The organism is Legionella qingyii (genome assembly GCF_003990155.1).
In the GTDB taxonomy this organism is placed as follows: domain Bacteria; phylum Pseudomonadota; class Gammaproteobacteria; order Legionellales; family Legionellaceae; genus Legionella; species Legionella qingyii.
Genome location: NZ_RZGX01000001.1, coordinates 243,493 through 261,867, shown reverse-complemented (window position 1 = coordinate 261,867; position 18,375 = coordinate 243,493). Strand labels below are relative to the sequence as shown.

Here is an 18,375-nt window from a genome sequence, read left to right as displayed (position 1 = left end):
GAACGCGCCTCTGTTAAAGCAATAATATTGCTCTGTTACGAGCCAATACCAACATCATCACTACAAAAAAAGTTCTCACTCTGTCAGGTTACATTCATAAAGTTTAAAAATTGTGACACTTAATATTCACTTAATATTAATACAATATGATATAACCATAGGCAGAGTGTTTTTTCATGAATCCCAAGCCCTATTTGAATAGATATTTGGTGCACAATCAGATAATCAAGAGGTCATTATGAAAACGAAATATGATTTTTTTTCCGATAAATCAGAGACAGTTAAACATAATTTTTGGAATACATTTCGTCAGGGGCCAAGCAGTAACGCAACCTTTCAACTGAGAACACTTGCTAAATTATCCAAAGTTGGTTTTGTAGGTACTTTAGTTGGATGCACAGTACTCTATGGATGGGATCAGTACGAGCAACATAAAACCCGGGTTATTTTTGACTCAACAAAACCCAAAGGACATGCCACTTTGGAAAGAGCAACTGCTCTCACTCCCAAGGACTTAGATACTTGGGACTATAGTAAGGAAAATAGCCTTGTCCAAAGATATGGTCAAGGAGCCATGGTAAAAATTGGAGGAGGAAAAAAGGAAGGATTTAGAGGCATAATCCCCTTCCCTGCATGGTTGACATGGTTACAACCGTCCGAGAAAGTTCGTTCCAAACCATTAGATGTATCTGATGTTTGCCATGTTGGTATTGTTATTGAACCTGTCGATGGTGATAAAGAAAGTCGTCCATTAATTATTGGACGCCAAAGTCCGATGGGCCCATTACCAACCCTAAAGTCAGCAATTGAAGCTGGATGGAAACAATATGTTAATCCAGCACCAGGATTGACAATTACTTCTGTGATGACAGAAAAATTAAAGACTACCATTGCAAATGAATCTCCACATATTGCTAAAGGAACTTCTTTTGATGCCACGGTAATTCATGATTTAGCAATCCCGATTGAATTTGTCGAACAGGCGATTAAGGCAGCCGAAGACGATTTGAACCCTGTAATGACATTTGCATGGGATAATTGTATAACAACAAAATCATACGTTTTATTAAAATTAGCACAAAGTGTTGATGAATGGGCTAAATCTGCAAAAGAAGATGCACCAACCAGGGAAAAGGCAGATAAATTTATTATTGGCTGCTATACAATAATCGGAGATGATATGCATAGAGGTTATGGAACGTTGAATAATCCCAAAATAGCTCATGAACTAGAAGAATTTGGCAAAGTAACAAAAAGAATTGGGCGCGATGAAGAAAATTTAAATGCTAAAAATAAGTCCGTTCCAACTCTTTAATGCGGATTCAAAGATTTAATTCTGGTTGTGTTCGTTTTAGAGACGATGCATTTCTCCTGAATTACGACCCAACATAATCCAGGAGAATGTTTACTCTGTTAATTGAGTATTATCGTCCAGCCAATGCTATAGCTGCAGGTGTATACTCATAACCTAAATCACGAGCAACTGCATCAAACGTAATCTTACCCTGATGAACGTTTAATCCATTGAGTAAATGCTTATCATTCAATAAAGCCAGCTTCACACCTTTAGTTACAATACTTAAAACAAAAGGTAATGTTGCATTATTCAAAGCAAACGTTGATGTTCTTGGCACCGCGCCGGGCATATTCGCAACGCAATAATGCACCACATTATCAACAACATATGTAGGCTCTTGATGTGTTGTGGGACGGCTTGTTTCAAAACATCCACCTTGGTCAATAGCCACATCAACTAATACTGAACCAGGGCGCATTGATTTAAGCATAGCTCGAGTGACTAATTTTGGAGCTGCTGCACCGGGGACTAATACTGCACCAATTACCAAATCAGCACTGGCAACATATCGCTCTATAGCATCAGCAGTGGAATAAATCGTATTGATCTTAGAACCAAATTGGAAATCCAATTCATTTAAACGTTGCAAAGAACGATCCAGAACAGTCACTCGTGCTTCCATACCCATAGCCATACGTACTGCATTGGTACCAACCACACCACCACCAATAACTACTACGTTTGCCGCAGCTACTCCAGGAACACCACCTAATAAAATACCACTACCACCTTGAGCCATTTCCAAGCAATGAGCACCTGCCTGAATAGACATACGTCCGGCAACTTGTGACATAGGAGCCAATAATGGCAAACCACCACCTTCCTCAGTTACTGTTTCATAAGCAATAGCAGTAACTCCAGACTCTTTCAGCATACGCGCTTGGTGAGGATCTGGGGCCAAATGCAAATAGGTAAATAAAGTTTGACCTTCACGAAGACGCTTGCACTCAATAGGTTGTGGCTCTTTTACTTTTACAATGAGTTCAGCTCTGGAAAACACTTCATCTGCGCTATCCACAACCTCAGCACCAGCATGTCGATAATCATCATCAGAAATACCGATTCCTAATCCAGCACCCTTCTCAACTATAACAGAGCTCCCTACTCTTATAATTTCCCCAATACTAGAAGGAACAAGACCCACGCGATTTTCTTGAGGTTTAATTTCTTTTGGAACACCTACTAACATACATTTTCCCCTCTAACGGTTTTTTAATTGTGCTATTAACTGCGGCACGAGCTCGAATAAATCACCAACCAAACCATAGTCAGCGATTTGAAAAATAGGGGCATCTTCATCCTTATTGATTGCAACAATAATCTTAGAGTCTTTCATCCCTGCCAAATGCTGTACAGCGCCAGAAATTCCCACAGCAATATAAAGCATTGGTGCAACTATCCTTCCGGTTTGCCCCACTTGATAATCATTAGGAACAAACCCTGCATCTACAGCAGCACGGGATGCTCCCACAGCAGCACCAAGCTCATCAGCTAATTCTTCGATCAACTGAAACTTCTCAGCACTTTGCAACCCTCTTCCACCAGAGACAACAATTTTGGCACTGCCTAAATCAGGTCGCTCAGACGTGCTTAACTCATGCTTAACAAATTGGCTTTCTTTGGCGATAAATTCTTTATCAATTTGTTCAACCAAACAACTTCCCTGACTTGCGGTTACTGGATTAAATGCTGTTGCTCTAATGGTTAAAACTTTTATGGAATCAAGAACGCGTACTGTTTCTATTGCATTACCTGCATATATTGGATGTTCAAAGGTATCTTTATCAATAATTTTACTAACATCAGAAACTTGAGCTACATCCAGTCGAGCTGCGATACGTGGAGCAATATTTTTACCAAAAGTGCTGGCAGATACGATTATGGCATTAAATGAATGCGCAAAGGAAAGAATCAAATCGCTTAATTGCTCTGCTAAAGCATGTTCATAACAAGGTTTATCAACGTACCAAACGGCATTTACTCCTGCAAGAGTTGCAGCCTGCTCTGCTACTGCCTTGCATTGATGTCCTACAATAAGTAAGGTCGGTTCTTTATCCAACTCCAATGCCGCAGCTAAAGCATTACGAGTAGATGGGTGTAATGTTTGATTATCATGTTCAACGAGTACTAAAGTGCTCATCACTCCCCCTTATCAAAGCACTTTGGCTTCATGCTGTAATTTATCCAATAATTCGGTCACTGAGTCAACTTTAACTCCACCACTACGAGTCGGTGGAGCAGTAACATTTAATACTTCAATATGTTTTTTAAGTGACAATCCCAGACTATCCAGTTTCCTAATATCCAACGGTTTCTTTTTGGCTTTCATAATATTGGGGAGGCTGGCGTATCGTGGCTCATTTAAGCGTAAATCGGTACTCACTACTGCGGGCAAATGCACACTTATTGTTTCAAGACCTCCGTCAATTTCACGAGTGACTTGCAGATGATCGCTTGTTGCTTCTATTTTAGAAGCATATGTAGCCTGTGGCCAATTTAATAGAGCAGCCAACATTTGTGGCGTTTGATTATTATCACCATCAATAGCTTGCTTACCCATCAATACTAAATCTGGTTTTTCATCATCAACAATCTTTTTTAATATTTTAGCGATATTAAGGCTTTCCAATGAGTCTTCAGTATGAACCAAAACGGCTCTATCAGCACCTAATGCCAAAGCATGCCGCAATGTTTCTTGCGAACTATCTCCGCCAATACTTACTGCAATCACTTCGGTAGCCCAATTATTTTCACGTAAGCGTAATGCTTCTTCTACAGCAATTTCATCAAAGGGATTCATTGCCATTTTAATATTTTGTGTTTCAACTCCGGAATGGTCCGATTTGACCCGAATTTTGACATAGGGGTCGATTACACGCTTCACTGCCACGAGAATTTTCATAATTCCTCACTGGATAATCAAAACAAATGCATCTTGCCAGAGATACCGTGCTAAATTCAAGGGGTTATTTTTATTTAACCGAATTCGATAACGATATCGTCATCAGATATAATGCATAAAATTTAGTATGAAACAAGATAACTAGTCGCAAAATTGCTTTTCTATCGCCAAAGAACTAAGTCATACCCAATAAAGAAAGTTGTATCTGAGAGTCTTCTTTTAGGAGATTAATTACACGTTCAGCCCGATCAACTGCTAAGGCGGTTTTTCCTCCCTCAGTATAAACACTGGGATTTTCTTTCACAATTTGCAACGCTTCATAGGTTTGAGCAATTTTCTCTTCAATCTTCAATTCATCGTCTTTATCTATAACACGCATTCTCAATAAAAATGCATCTAATGCGCGATATTTCCCGCCTCCTGCTCGCCAATTTCTAAAAAATTGCAGTTCTAATAATCCAAGGTACGATTCAATTGGCGCCGCAATCATTTTTAATTGGGGGGTTTTGAAGTTCTCACTAACACTTTGATTTTGACTTGCAAGAATTAATTCGCGGCATAAATTTTCATCGACCATTGATGCATCAAATTTCATTTCAGGAGAAGCACAAATTAATGGCGTTAAAAGAGAGGAGCCTATTTGCAGACTCATCTCATAGCATTGTCTGGATGCCCAAAAAGTCATTTCAAGTAAACGAACTAATAAAGTAGTAGTGGTTGTAGCAGAAACCATAGTAATTTTTTGCAAAGTAGTTCCAAGTTTTTGCAATTCTTGTGAGTTGGTAGACCCAATATACTGTCCACCTTTTAACAAAGCGAAATAAAGTGCATAAACAGCAAATAATTCTTCTACAAAAACAAAAGTACCAAAACTAATGAAAACCATTGGAAGAAATGAAATTAAAGCACGTATACCCTTCGGTTTTATTTTTCCGACTTCGTCAAAATATCCTGTTGACTGGTCAAGCAATCCTAGAAGGCTTGCATAAAAATTACGCTCGGTAAATGTTCTAGAAGTATTCCTTAAATGTTCTATCCACTTTTTAAGATCTTCCCGAGTAGTAATTTCATCAAATTTAATGGATTTAAAATCCTGGGGTGAGGTAAGTTTTCCGTAACAGAGGCTTAATGTTTTAAAACAAGCCCCGTCATTGCGAGCTTCAGATAAATTTTTCTCAATCCATTTGACTTCTGGGCTAAACCTTTCGATAAGGTCTGGATGAAAATTTAAAGACAATTTCTTATAATTTTTTTTAATTCTTGCTTTATCTGGACCGTCCTTAAGCAACAACTTATTAATTAATTTAATAAAATCAGCATCCAGGCGTAAAAGAGCTTCTTGATTCAATTCACTGTTATAACATTTTTTTTCTTCATCATAACTGGCATAGATACTAACCAGAGTTTTTAATTCAGTCTCTATAGTCATAACCTCTCCCTAGATTGGCTATCAGGATCGATACTGTTAAAACTCTGGTGGCCCTCCAGAGTCTTAGTTATCTTACAGTACAATCCATTTTATGGAACCAATTCTTCCGTTTAACATATTCAGTAAAAAAGCCAACAACCAACAGACTAATATAAAATGCACTCATCACATCACTTAAATAATGAAAGCATAACAAGATTCTTGATGCCGCAACTAACAGGGCAACAACAAGTAAAACATAAAAATAACGAGGAAAAAGAATTCCCAATCCTGCAGCCAAACTCATGACTGTTGTTGTATGCCCTGAAGGCAAAGACCAATAATTTGAACTCAATTTAAACCAATAAAATCCAAACTCATTACTTGCGAACAATAACTCAGGACGAGCACGACTCAAAGCAACTTTCAAAATCAAACACACCAAATTGGCTAAAAGCACACAACCAAGTAAATACCAAGATCGATTTTCGTAAACAGTATTAACTTGTATGTATCGGAAATACAATCCTGCAATAAAAAACAAAACAATATAAGCAATCCATTTGCCCAAGGCAGTCAATACACCCAAAAAGGGTAATTTGGCCTCAAGATTCAACTGATGAAAATAAATTGCCAACAACCGATCTAAAAAATAATAGGCTAAAATAACAAAAATTGCATAAAAAATAATAACCCAAGGTTTTTTCATAAAGTTAAACAACTTTTCAAATTGCGTCATAATTCAAATCCTTCTTTTTAGTTCTCACGTAAATACCAAGGGATTGTAATAACAATCATACGTGGATCTCTCTCTAAAAAAAGCAATGCACGTAATCCTGGCGCATGGATATTATGTAATAAGTACTCATACCATTTAGGTTCTACTAACTCAGGTATAATAAGGGCAATAAGTCTATTTTGCCTCTCTTTTCTTACTTTTCTCACAAAATTTAATAAAGGCTTATAAATGCGGCGATAAGGTGATTCAATAATTTCTAATTTAGGGATTCCTTTATCTGCCTTTTGGGCTGGCAATTCAATTTTTTCAGACCAAAGCTGCTTCAAGCGATCAACGTCTCCAGAGCCTGCATCAATAAAAACAGCTGTCACATCATCCGAAAGCAACATTCCAAATTGAATTGCTTTAATAAGATAGCAAGACATAATATAAGCGTATAAGGATGTAATGACGGAATTGCCGATACTATGGCACCAACACCTGCCGATATTCCGACCGTAACATTTAACAAATAATCCAATATTAATGAAATTGCTGCCCCCAAACCATAATTCCGCCCAAGATTATCACTGGCAACAATATATGACCCTCCTCCTTGTGGATAGGCTGCGGCTGTTTGTCTATAAGAAAAATATAAAGACACAAGAACAAGAACAACTAATAGAGAAATAGTAAAAAAATAATGTAATCCTATTATCCCCGCTGATAATAACACTGTGAGTGCAGCTTCGGGACCATAAGCTGTCGAAGATAATGAGTCTAATCCCAGTGCAGGAACTCCAGTTAATACTGATAATTCTTGCTTTTTCCTTGACTTTGAAGAAAGAGGTTTTCCCAAAATTTTATCTAATATTGGCATTTCCCTATAACCTAAAAATTTTTAATCATTGTAATCATTCAATGAATCTTAATAAAGTCATCTTACTACAAGTAATTAAAGAAGGTCTTATTCATAAAAGCATAAAGTCGAGCAAGTGATTTGTTTACATAAAAATCAAGAAGAATAACAATTCAAAATCCATTTATTAAGCAAGGAAATACATTAACTTGGATTTAACAAGATTTTCTAAAAAACTAATGCAAGTACTTGTTGTCATTACATTTGTAACCAAGGGGGCTATTAATAAAACCAAACAATTAAAATTCGGTTGTGGTGGCACATGACACAAAATCCAACATACTCGCAGGAACATCATGGTTTCGCTGCGTTTCACCCAAGCTACATAGTAACTTAAAAATATTCACCCTAACATTTGTATTTTTTAAGCAAAATTGTTGATGAACATATCTTCTTCAACAAGAAAATCACCCTGTGGCTGCTGTTTCGGTTTATCGGTAAAAAACTGTTGCTTTTTAGAATTTGAGTATGTAGACGTTAAAGTGTCTTCCCTAACTGATTCCACTAAACTTGGAGTATCTCTATATCCACCCAGACAATATCTCTGCCATTGACCATCCAACTCCATCTCAACAAAGCAATGATCTGAGTTAACAACAATAGAGACAGGAACTTCAGGATACAATTGTTGCATTTCCTCTTTAAAAGCAATAGCTCTTATACGACAACTTGCAACACTTAATTTTCTCGCTTCCTGAAGATATTCATTACCGTTATGTACCGTGACCCCAGTGGCATTACGTAGTTTTCCACGATCTTTACCAAACTTGAGGTATTTCATTAATAAGCGATGAATCTGTTGGTGCTCTGAAGAAAGTGCACTCAACGTATTAAAAACAGGATTTGCTCGATAATTCTTGTGCATACGTAGCAATAAATTAGTAAAAGCTTCTCGTGGCTCGGCTGTTGGTTTAAGTAATCGAATGTAATGTAAACGATTTTCCTTAGAGTACTTTATTTCAAAATCGTCCTTTTTTAATCCTTTAATTGCGATATCCAGTAATGTTTCACCTGGATGCAAAGATGGCAAAGCCTGCCAATCTTCTGTCAAACTTAATCTTTTTTTTCCTTCTAATAGAACTAGATTTGATTCTTTTTTTCTATTATTGATTAGTTTTTCTGTTAACCCTTCAGGATGAAACTGATATTTACAGCCCACCAGATTTTCGGTCGCATTCATTCCCACTAATTCAAAATATTCAAATGGCGATGATGGATTTTCATGAATCACCAGATCGGAATACACTTCATTACGGTAATACTTTGCGGATGGTGTCAAACTCAGTAAATCAATTGATCTAAATATTGGTTCTCGATGTGATGGTTGAGACACGAAAGCCCTGGTATCGATACCACTTCGATATGTTTTTTGTTTTATTCCATTCTGAGTTGCAATCCGCTTTTTCAAGGTCTGCATTTCTAATTGCTCTTTTTGATCGTATGTAGAATTTGCAAGCTCTATATCAATAATTCTTTGCTTGGTTTGGTTTAAATGCTGTTCATCTAATTTAGATGAAAATATTGCTGCAACCTGATTAAGATGTGTCTCAATAGACTCACGATCATCTGTCAATTCTCGACAAAATTTATAATCAAGAAAATGAATTTGTGTTGTATCTAATTGTTGGTGTTGTGCTTGTGCAAGCACTGTAGCCTGGTTTGCTGGTTTTAATTTGGAAGCCAGTAAATCATCAAAATCCGCACCATTAATCGCACTTTTTAAGGACTCTTTATCTCTTTTGATCAGTTGTCCGTTCTCCCAGGTATATAGCTCATGTCCTTCAGCAAGCAAACCAAGCATATGCTTTAGCATCAACTCACGTTTACTTGTTGGCCAACTGGAAAACGACCAGTCAGAGAAAATATAAATTTGACCAGTAGATAATGACTCAAGATCATCACCCTCTTCTTCGTTCATCTCCTCCTCTTCAATAGTGGGTGAAGGATTACTCTTTAATTTCTCCAATGTGTCACGAATATCCCCGTCAAAAATACCTTGGGTTCGGGCAAATGCCCGCACATTGGCATAGGAAGTTGCTGGGAACCATTCACCTAACCAACCTGTTTTTCTCTGTAGCGTCGGGAGTAACGTTGCAATAAGCTTTAATGCAACATCAACCTGCAAATTAATGGGATATTTTTGATATTTTTCAGCACGAAAGGGTAAAAGGAGTTGTTTCAAATCGGATGCTTTCTTTCTATCCTCTTGATTAGCCCATCGTTTGGTTTCAATCCGCTTAATTTCATTATCGACCACCGCCAATAATGTGCTCATCAATTCTTTACCGGTTGCAGGTAAAATTTGCAAGCTAAATGGAGGGAGAAATTGTTCTTGCGCTGCAATCATCGTTTCGAAATCATCAATCTGCCCCTGATTTACAGTTTCATCTGATTTTTTTCTACATTTTGTTGCTTCACGAAGTCCAGCCTCCAGGGTTTTGGGTAGCACATGTCTTCCTCTGTGTACAAGATTAGGATCGACCTGATTTAAAACTTGCATCACATTTTGTGAACAGAACGTTGCATCAGAGGGAGTAATACCTTCTCTGTCTTTTTTATCCTGCTGATTTGACCATTGAAAAAGAGATTTAATCACAGCCCAGAAACTGGTTCGGCTTTTTCCTTGTTTATGAAGTCGTTCAGTAACCTTAACTTGTTCTTGATATGCAGTAAGAAATTTCTGTCTTTGTTCACTATCAGTATGTTTAAACACTAATAAGCTTGAATGAACCGCAGGCAGAACTTCTGCTTCTCCTGAAGCACGCCAGAAGGTAACCAGTAACTGAATTAGTTTTGCTTTTCGTTCTTGAGTAGCAGTAAGGAATCGCTTGATTAATTCATCTGAATCCTCATTTCCAGTCATTTCAGCAGCCAATCGCTTCATCCACAGAGAACCGCCTGCTAGCGCGTTTTTTATTTGGGTTGCATTGAATTCCGTATTGCAATAGCTCAGAAGTAACGTTGTCAATTCTTCTATAGTGCTTTCTTGGAGATTCTGAATGAATGCTTCTGTTGATACGCTCATTTGTCGTTCATAATTATGACAGATGACGCCATATTTATTTTTACCTGTACAAACAAACACCGTAATTACTTCTTTATGTCCATGTTTGTTGCCGGCAGTAGTTAGTGATTGGGCCGCCTGTTTTAAGCGCCCCCAAGGCTTATTGCTATTGGAGACAACAAACAAAATATCACCTGGCTCAATAGCACAATCTTTCATCACTAACATAATTACTCTTCCTAATGTCTAAATTTATTAAAAACGACGACTAGGATGCCCATGTTCGTTTCTAGAACAACTTTCAAGTGTTTGCTCGCAGATGATCAATGATAATAAAAGAGCGATGCCTGTATCTTCATCACCTCCTGCCTGCTCTAAGCCTTTAGTCATTTTGTCAATTGTATCGGAGTCAAAATCGAGTTCTTTAAGTCGGGAAGCAACATCTTCTGGTTTAGAAAATGAGAGCACACTGACTTCAGCTGCATGTTCTTTCAACAGTTTAAGATAAGAGTCTCTTAGTATTGTTAAATCTGAAGAGCTGGGAGATGTTCCTTTGATTAATTTATATCTTTTAATTACGTTATCAACGTATGTAATTGCATCTTGATTATCTCTAAGCGATTCACTGTTGCTCTTTTTACGTAAGGCTTCATATTGCTCTTCAAAATTTCTCGCTTTACCTAATGCCTTAACAAGTTCCGGCTGCAATTTATTCAATACTGGCATTTTGTCTCCTAGACTAGTTAAATTTCGGCCAGAATGTTATCACGCACAGATCAAGCAATCAACTTTATGACTGCATTTTAATCAACAATTTAAAAAAATCATCTTGCATCAAGTAGAACTAAGAAATCGCGTTAAAAATGAAAGACATCGAGAGAAAAGGAGACTTTAGATCCATTTTACTTGTTATTGGAAGCAACTATTCGATAGAATCAGAATACATTGATTACTGGTCAGTTTTTTTTAATGATAGAATTTACTTTGATCCAAAAAATATGTATTTGGGCCATTCCCATTTTACTTGCCATCACCTTACATGAAGCAGCTCATGCGTACGTTGCATATCGTTGTGGAGATACTACAGCAAAAATGTTTGGTCGATTAAGTTTAAATCCTCTTCGTCATATTGACCCGATAGGTACTGTCTTCATACCCTTACTGGTTGGTATTTTAACTCAATTTAATTTTGTCATTGGTTATGCAAAACCGGTCCCAATTAACTGGAACCAATTGCGTCACCCTAGACGTGATATGATTCTGGTAACTCTTGCGGGACCATTTGCGAATATTCTTATGGCATTTTTATGGGCTGCCTGTGACAAAATCGCCCTTATCTTAAATCCAAACACCTCGATGGCAGTGCTTTTTCTTTACGCTACAGCTCAAGCAGGTGTATTTATTAATTTGATTTTGGCCGCATTAAATTTACTGCCAATTCCACCTCTAGATGGGAGTCGAGTAGTTAGTAGCCTTTTACCTCCTAAACAAGCTATGACCTACTCCAAAATAGAACCCTATGGATTTTTTATTCTAATTCTTTTAGTGTTTACAGGTGTTTTGGGCATGATACTGACCCCATTAATCAATCTAGGACTTATCGCACTAAGCTCCATTTTTAAGATATGAATGCTGACGATTTGAGAGCTCAATACAAAAATTTTAGATGGTACATTCTTTTGATATGGAATAAGTATTCGCTATGAATATTCTTGCTGATGCCTCACTTCCAGGATTGAAGCAGGCTTTTCCAAAGCCTTTTCACTTAACCGAATATAATCGTCCCGACGAAATAGCTCAGTTACTTCCCGGACAAGATATTCTCCTTTGTCGTTCTACGCTAAAAGTAAATCAATCTTTATTAAAAAATCATCGTTTGCAGTATGTTGCTACTGCAAGTAGTGGTACTGATCATCTGGATCACTTCTGGCTAGACTCTCAGAATATTCAGGTAATCGACGCAAAAGGCTCTAATGCGCAAGCAGTTGCTGATTATGTGGTTGCGTGTCTTTCTTTTCTGGAACAACAACATCTTATCCATGGGAATAAAGCAGGCATCATTGGTCTTGGAAAAGTGGGAACCAGGGTTGCTGCACGGTTACAAGCAGCCGATTTTGAAATTGTCACTTATGATCCTCTCAAAGCAAAACGTGAACCTGCTGCTTTTCAAAGTTGTACTTTAGAGGAATTGTATCAAGTTGATCTGCTATGTATCCATGCAGAGTTACATAGTAATCATCCCTATCCTACTGCCAATTTAATTAATCAAAATTTTCTCGATCGCTTAAAACCCGGTTGCATTATTATCAATGCAGCACGAGGTGGAATTGTTAATGAAGAAGAACTTCTCCACTCATCAAAACCACTAATCTATTGCACCGATGTATATCTTAATGAACCTGAGATTAACCCACGAATCATCGATAAAGCCACTATCTGTACCCCCCATATTGCCGGTCATAGTCTTGAGGCGAAATATGCTGCTATTGCTTTGGTAAGCTCCGCTTTGCACCAAATTGCAGGTCTTGCTCCACCACAATTTGCAGTTCCTTCGTTGCCTCAATTTTTAAGCTATGAAAAGGATAAATTATGGTACGAAACTATTTTAGAAATTTACAACCCCATTGAAGAAACTTCTTCATTAAAACAGGCTACGGACAAAAAAGCTGCATTCTTAAATTTGCGTAAAAATCATCAAACGCGCCATGACTTTTCTCAATACTTTGCGGACTCAATTTTGAACTATAAAACCAAATTATTACTAGGTATATAAAAACAAGATCAACTAGAGCTCAAATTGATAGCTTGATGCTCATTATTAAATCCAAACTGGTCCATTGTAAATTAGGAAATCAAATGATACTCTTTTTCCGATTTTAAAAAACAAAGGAGTATGTGTTATGTCTTTAGGAGTAAAATTATCAACTTTTGCAGCAGCATTAGTTCTCGCTGGTTCGGCTTTTGCAGAGGAAGCTGTATGTCCTAAATTGAGTGATATTCAATCTGTAGGAATTACAATGGCTTCGCAGCTTGGTTACAATTATTATATTGGTTATTCAGTAAATCACTACAATACTTCTTCTAGCTGGGGATTTGCGATTGGGCCTGTAGAGGCAGAATCTGAAGAAGATACAATAGATATCACTAATGATATTTTAGCAGGTTTGACTGCTCCAGGTATTCCTGAGTCTGGTCAAGGCGATGAATTAGTTTGTATTTATGAAACAAATAACCCTGACCTTTTTGCAGTGGCAATTAAAGACTATGAAGAAATGTCACCTATGAAGTTCAAGCAATACATACATAAAGCTCGTTAAGAAAAACTGTAGCTTGGGTGACGTTTCATGAAACCCAGGCTACAAAAAATTACAACCCTCTGTTTTACAAATCATCTAACCAAATTATTTATGGATTAATCTTTTTACTACCTCTTGATCTGAAAAAGCATATTTTACTGAGCCAATCTGTTGATAGGCCTCATGTCCTTTACCTGCAATTAATATCACATCATTTTCAGCGGCTTCATTTAATGCATAGGCAATTGCTTCTTCACGCTCAACAAGTTGAATGACATTGGAAGATTTTGGTATACCTTGTGCTATCTCATTGACAATAATTTGTGGATCTTCTGTGCGTGGGTTATCACTGGTAATTATGATTTGATCCGCAAGCTTACTTGCAACACGTCCCATCACCGGTCTCTTGCTTTTATCCCTGTCACCCCCACAACCAAACACCACCCACAAACGACCTTTTTTTAATTGATTTAAAGTAAGCAGCGCATTTTCCAATGCATCGGGAGTATGTGCATAATCTACAAGTACATAAGGAGCATTGGCAATAATTTCCATCCTTCCGGGAGCTGCTCTTAATTCTGTCATCACCTCTACAACTTGCGTAGGTGCATAATCAGAAGCCAATAAACTACTAAATACAGCTAAGCTATTATAAATATTAAATTGTCCTAGGGCTTTTATTCTTAATTGATGCTGTCCCCATGGTGAGCGCACTTCAATTTCTGTACCCTTTATATCCATGGACCAATCTACGACTTTTACATCACAATTCTGGTGTATTCCATAAGCTAATTTCTTTACATGAGGCTTAACTGCCTCCGCCATTATTCTTTGATAAGGATCATCTTGATTAATAATCGCCCATTGTAATGATTCTCTGGCAAACAACATGGCCTTTGCAGCTGCATAATTTTCCATATTTATATGATAATCCAGATGATCCAGTGTTAGATTGGTAAATATTGCCTGCTTGAATTCAATCGCATCAACTCGATGCTGGGCAAGAGCATGAGAAGATACTTCCATGCATACTTGCCTGATACCTTGATTTTTATATTGATGTAATAACCTCTGTAAACACAGCGCATCAGGAGTTGTATTATCCAATAATTGGAGGTTATCTACATTACCTTGTCCAATTGTACCAATATATGCTGCTCCTTGTCCCAGTAAACGATGGGCCTGAGCTAATTGATAGGCAATTGTTGTTTTGCCGTTGGTTCCAGTTACTCCGGTTATCGTTAAATGGCGACCAGGATCGTCATAAAACTGCTTTGCAATTGCGGCCAGCTGCGTCGCTAACTCTGGAACAGGAATACAAGGAATCGACTCAGGTAATATGTAGTCCTTGGGGAAATGAGAGGGATCATAAGCAATCGCAACAGCACCGGCGGAAACAGCTTTATTTATAAATAAACGGCCATCAGCTGCTGCACCTGCATAAGCTACAAACAAATCCCCTGGTTGAATGCGACGACTGTCATTTTCCAGACCTGTCACGGTACAATCCGATTTTACGTGATGCATCCAAGGTTTTAATAATTGTGAAAGTTTCATCACTAGGTTCCTAATAGTTCTAAAAAATAGCCTGGATGCAGCGCAGAGAAACCCAGTTTATGAAATACTGCATCCCAGTTCCGCTATGCTACCTAGGCTACATTTATAAAGATCGTTTACGGGCCGCGCTTTACCCTACCAGCTCATCAGTAGGTATATTAAACAATCGCAAAGCCCCCGACATCACTTTAGCAAAAAGGGGAGCTGCAACTGCTGCAGCATAATAACCTTTACGTGAAGGTTCATGAATTATTACTACTACAACAAACTTGGGTTTTGAAACCGGTGCAATACCTATAAAACTTGCAGTATATTTTCTGTCCTTATAGCCATCCTTTCCAGCTACACGTGCTGTCCCTGTCTTTCCTGCTACTCGATAACCAGGTACTCTTGCTGCTTTTCCAGTACCATCTTTCCCTAAAACTGCTTCCATCATAGATAAAACCTGTTGAGCTGTCTCAGATTTCATTACCTGCACACCTGCTGTTGGTGGATCATTATGCAGTAAAGTTACTGGAATCAATTTACCTTTATTCGCAAAAACCATATTAGCCTTAGCTAATTGCAATGCTGTAACCGACAAGCCATAACCGAAGCTTAATGTTGCCAATACAAACGGTTTTGCATCTTTAACACTAACAATTCCTCCCTCACTTTCCCCAGGATAAGTACTTTCTGTTCGTTGTCCAAAACCGCAACGCTGCAGCAATCCAATTAATTGTTCTGGAGGGCTGGCTAAAACCATCTTTGTGACCCCTACGTTACTTGAGTGTTGCAATACACCCGTTACATCAAGGACACCATAATTATGAATATCGCGAACCGTACGGCCTTGAACACTCATCCAACTTGGATTCGTATCAATAATCGTTGAGGGCTTAAATAGACCGGTTTCCAAGGCACTGGCAATACTAAACGTTTTAATGACTGAACCAGGCTCAAATGTATCGGTAACAGCTCGGTTCCTGTAAGTATCTTTATCGTAGCGTCCCCGAGAATTGGGATTATACGAAGGAACATTAGCCATAGCCAAAATCTCACCGTTTTCTGTATCAACTACCACAACAGAACCCGATTTTGCAGCAAATTCATCAACCGTTTTATTTAATTCACTGTATGCTAAATATTGTAAACGCCTATCAATACTTAAAGCCATGTCACGTCCCGGACGTGGTTCTTTTATCACACCTAGTTCTTCAATAATTCGTCCTAAACGATCTTTTATCACTCTTTTTTTACCAACAACCCCCTTCAGCCAGTCTTGATAAGCAAGTTCAATTCCCTCCAGACCTTGATCATCTACGTTGGTAAATCCGATTAATTGGGAAATGCTGTCCGAATCAGGATAATAACGTTTGAATTCCTTTTGAAAATTAACACCAGGGATTTTTAACGTTTTTATTTTTTTAGCCAAGGGCGGTGGCAATTGTCTTTGTAGATAGAGAAATTCCAATTCTTTTTTTTCTGCATCTACTATTTTTCTACTTAATTGCTGGGGAGTTAAATTGAGATATTCAGCTAAGGACATAAATTGTTCTTTGTCGGGTGAAAACTCTTTCGGATTCACCCATACCGATTCTACAGGAGTACTAATTGCTAAAGGAGTACCATTCCTGTCCATGATCATCCCTCGATGTGCAGGAATATCTACAACCCGCAAACTGCGGGCATTTCCTTGCCCTTGTAAAAATTGGCGATGCAGTACAGTGAGATCAACCATACGCCAAATCAAAATGAGTAAAATCAATGCAAAAAAAGTAGATACTACAATCAGTCTGTTTAAATGAGTTGAGTTTTTCATGGATATAATCCATCTGTAGCCAGGGTAAAGGCCATGCCATAACCTGGGTTTGATTGCACAAAAACTCCCAGGTTACCATCATACTCCACCCAGGCTACGTTACACTAAAACCAAACGGCAATGGTACTCGTTTAAAACAAAAACTTCTACTGCTGTGCTTGTAACCAATAAGTATTTGTGGATGTTGGTAAAACCATTTGTAATTTTTCAGCAGCCAACTCCTCTACTCGTGCGGGTGTAGCTAAACTTGCTTGTTCTAAGAGTAATTGCCCCCATTGCAGCTGTAAATAGTGAGTTAACTGCTCCTGTTGTTCTACTTTACTTAAAGTCACTCGGTATGAATTGGTACTATATACAACAGCCAAAGCACTCACTAACACTGCAACTAATAATATAATCAGCATATATAATGATTTTGACATATGCATATCTGCCAGTTGACCATTAAATAAGGTACCTTGATTGATTACTTTCGCCGCAGCGTTCATGCTAATTTCTCCCCTATTCTTAGTACAGCACTTCGAGATCTAACATTCTCTTTTACTTCAACTTCTTGTGGCATAATCGCCTTACCTATTCTTTTAAAATTTGTTTTTAATGCCTCATAACGAATGGGCACTTCCGGGGGAGGCTTGGCCCCTTCTTCTTTATTACGCATAAATTGTTTGACTATGCGATCCTCCAGGGAGTGAAAACTAATCACTGCCAGCCTTCCTTGCGGCGCTAGAACATTTAGACATTGCTCCAGACAACTCTTTAAATCATTTAATTCCTGATTGATGTAAATTCGTATTGCTTGAAACACACGTGTTGCAGGATGCTTGTGTTTTTCCCATTTAGGATTTGCTTCTTTCACAATTTCTGCCAATTGCAAGGTTGTGGAAATAGGAGCTATATTTCTTGCAGCAACAATTGCCTTTGCGATTCGGCCTGCAAAACGTTCCTCACCATACAATCTGAAAACAGAAGCCATTTCTTCTGCTTCGGCTTCATTAACAAATCGCGCAGCACTCATTGGTTGAGATAAATCCATGCGCATATCCAATGGTCCTTGCTGCATAAAGCTAAAACCTCTTTCTGGATTATCCAATTGTGGTGAAGACACGCCTAAATCCAACAAAATACCATCTACTTTTCCCAACACTCCTGCTTCGGTGGCAAACTCCTCAATTCGTGCAAATGAACCTTGAAATATATGAAAACGCTTATCTTGGCCAAAATGTTCCCTGGCATATGCGATTGCTTCCAGATCTTTATCGATGGCATATAAACGACCTTGATCGTTTAAATGACGCAAAATTTCCCTACTATGACCTCCACGGCCAAAAGTACCGTCAAAATAGATGCCTCCACTTTTAATCGCCAGGGCTTCTATTGATTCATGAAGTAATACTGATTGATGCATTGCCATTT

17 protein-coding genes are annotated in these 18,375 nt (G+C 38.1%); 4 read left to right on the top strand and 13 right to left on the bottom strand.

What is annotated here, in order from left to right; translation table 11 throughout:
• Window positions 1–238 precede the first annotated feature (238 nt).
• Window positions 239–1,315, top strand: coding sequence for a hypothetical protein (locus ELY20_RS01055; RefSeq protein ID WP_110141285.1), 1,077 nt, complete (start codon window positions 239–241; stop codon window positions 1,313–1,315).
• 109 nt (window positions 1,316–1,424) lie between these two features.
• Here the strand turns inward: ELY20_RS01055 and ald are convergent, their stop codons facing one another.
• The 9 genes from ald to ELY20_RS01015 all read right to left on the bottom strand — a co-directional run bounded on the left by ald (window position 1,425) and on the right by ELY20_RS01015 (window position 11,034).
• On the bottom strand, window positions 1,425–2,546 hold the full coding sequence (gene ald / locus ELY20_RS01050; protein WP_110141284.1) for an alanine dehydrogenase: 1,122 nt from the start codon (window positions 2,544–2,546) through the stop codon (window positions 1,425–1,427).
• 12 nt (window positions 2,547–2,558) lie between these two features.
• Window positions 2,559–3,497, bottom strand: coding sequence for an electron transfer flavoprotein subunit alpha/FixB family protein (locus tag ELY20_RS01045; RefSeq protein ID WP_110141283.1), 939 nt, complete (start codon window positions 3,495–3,497; stop codon window positions 2,559–2,561).
• 12 nt (window positions 3,498–3,509) lie between these two features.
• Window positions 3,510–4,259 (bottom strand): electron transfer flavoprotein subunit beta/FixA family protein, encoded by a 750-nt coding sequence (locus ELY20_RS01040; protein ID WP_110141282.1) that lies wholly within the window; start codon window positions 4,257–4,259, stop codon window positions 3,510–3,512.
• 175 nt (window positions 4,260–4,434) lie between these two features.
• The gene (locus tag ELY20_RS01035) at window positions 4,435–5,688 is read right to left on the bottom strand and encodes a J domain-containing protein (protein ID WP_110141281.1); all 1,254 of its coding nucleotides are present in this window, start codon (window positions 5,686–5,688) and stop codon (window positions 4,435–4,437) included.
• Between the two features lie 67 nt (window positions 5,689–5,755).
• Window positions 5,756–6,406 (bottom strand): phosphatase PAP2 family protein, encoded by a 651-nt coding sequence (locus tag ELY20_RS01030; RefSeq protein ID WP_110141280.1) that lies wholly within the window; start codon window positions 6,404–6,406, stop codon window positions 5,756–5,758.
• 17 nt (window positions 6,407–6,423) lie between these two features.
• Complete coding sequence (locus ELY20_RS16940) at window positions 6,424–6,795, bottom strand: hypothetical protein (RefSeq protein ID WP_233590462.1); 372 nt, start codon at window positions 6,793–6,795, stop codon at window positions 6,424–6,426.
• Window positions 6,774–7,265, bottom strand: a complete 492-nt coding sequence (locus ELY20_RS16935; protein WP_233590461.1) for an APC family permease — start codon at window positions 7,263–7,265, stop codon at window positions 6,774–6,776. Before ELY20_RS16935 ends, ELY20_RS16940 begins: the two co-directional genes overlap by 22 nt.
• A 403-nt stretch (window positions 7,266–7,668) precedes the next feature.
• Entirely contained in the window at window positions 7,669–10,536 is a 2,868-nt protein-coding gene (locus tag ELY20_RS01020) for a hypothetical protein (protein WP_110141279.1), read from the bottom strand.
• Between the two features lie 27 nt (window positions 10,537–10,563).
• Entirely contained in the window at window positions 10,564–11,034 is a 471-nt protein-coding gene (locus ELY20_RS01015; RefSeq protein WP_110141278.1) for a coiled coil protein, read from the bottom strand.
• Window positions 11,035–11,277: 243 nt separating this feature from the next.
• On the opposite strand from ELY20_RS01015, the gene ELY20_RS01010 reads away from it, so the two are divergent.
• The 3 genes from ELY20_RS01010 to ELY20_RS01000 all read left to right on the top strand — a co-directional run bounded on the left by ELY20_RS01010 (window position 11,278) and on the right by ELY20_RS01000 (window position 13,625).
• Window positions 11,278–11,937, top strand: coding sequence for a site-2 protease family protein (locus ELY20_RS01010; RefSeq protein ID WP_110141352.1), 660 nt, complete (start codon window positions 11,278–11,280; stop codon window positions 11,935–11,937).
• Between the two features lie 73 nt (window positions 11,938–12,010).
• Complete coding sequence (locus ELY20_RS01005) at window positions 12,011–13,081, top strand: 4-phosphoerythronate dehydrogenase (RefSeq protein WP_110141277.1); 1,071 nt, start codon at window positions 12,011–12,013, stop codon at window positions 13,079–13,081.
• A gap of 127 nt (window positions 13,082–13,208) precedes the next feature.
• The gene (locus ELY20_RS01000; RefSeq protein WP_110141276.1) at window positions 13,209–13,625 is read left to right on the top strand and encodes a DUF4949 domain-containing protein; all 417 of its coding nucleotides are present in this window, start codon (window positions 13,209–13,211) and stop codon (window positions 13,623–13,625) included.
• A gap of 84 nt (window positions 13,626–13,709) precedes the next feature.
• Here ELY20_RS01000 and ELY20_RS00995 read toward each other — a convergent pair whose 3' ends face one another.
• From ELY20_RS00995 to rsmH, 4 genes are all read right to left on the bottom strand, one after another.
• The gene (locus ELY20_RS00995) at window positions 13,710–15,161 is read right to left on the bottom strand and encodes a UDP-N-acetylmuramoyl-L-alanyl-D-glutamate--2,6-diaminopimelate ligase (protein ID WP_110141275.1); all 1,452 of its coding nucleotides are present in this window, start codon (window positions 15,159–15,161) and stop codon (window positions 13,710–13,712) included.
• Window positions 15,162–15,291: 130 nt separating this feature from the next.
• A complete protein-coding gene (locus ELY20_RS00990; RefSeq protein WP_110141274.1) occupies window positions 15,292–16,962 on the bottom strand; it encodes a peptidoglycan D,D-transpeptidase FtsI family protein in 1,671 nt (556 codons plus the stop codon).
• A 146-nt stretch (window positions 16,963–17,108) separates the two neighbouring features.
• Window positions 17,109–17,450, bottom strand: a complete 342-nt coding sequence (gene ftsL, locus ELY20_RS00985; protein ID WP_058468367.1) for a cell division protein FtsL — start codon at window positions 17,448–17,450, stop codon at window positions 17,109–17,111.
• Window positions 17,447–18,373, bottom strand: a complete 927-nt coding sequence (gene rsmH, locus ELY20_RS00980) for a 16S rRNA (cytosine(1402)-N(4))-methyltransferase RsmH (protein WP_110141351.1) — start codon at window positions 18,371–18,373, stop codon at window positions 17,447–17,449. Before rsmH ends, ftsL begins: the two co-directional genes overlap by 4 nt.
• Between the last annotated feature and the right edge of the window lie 2 nt (window positions 18,374–18,375).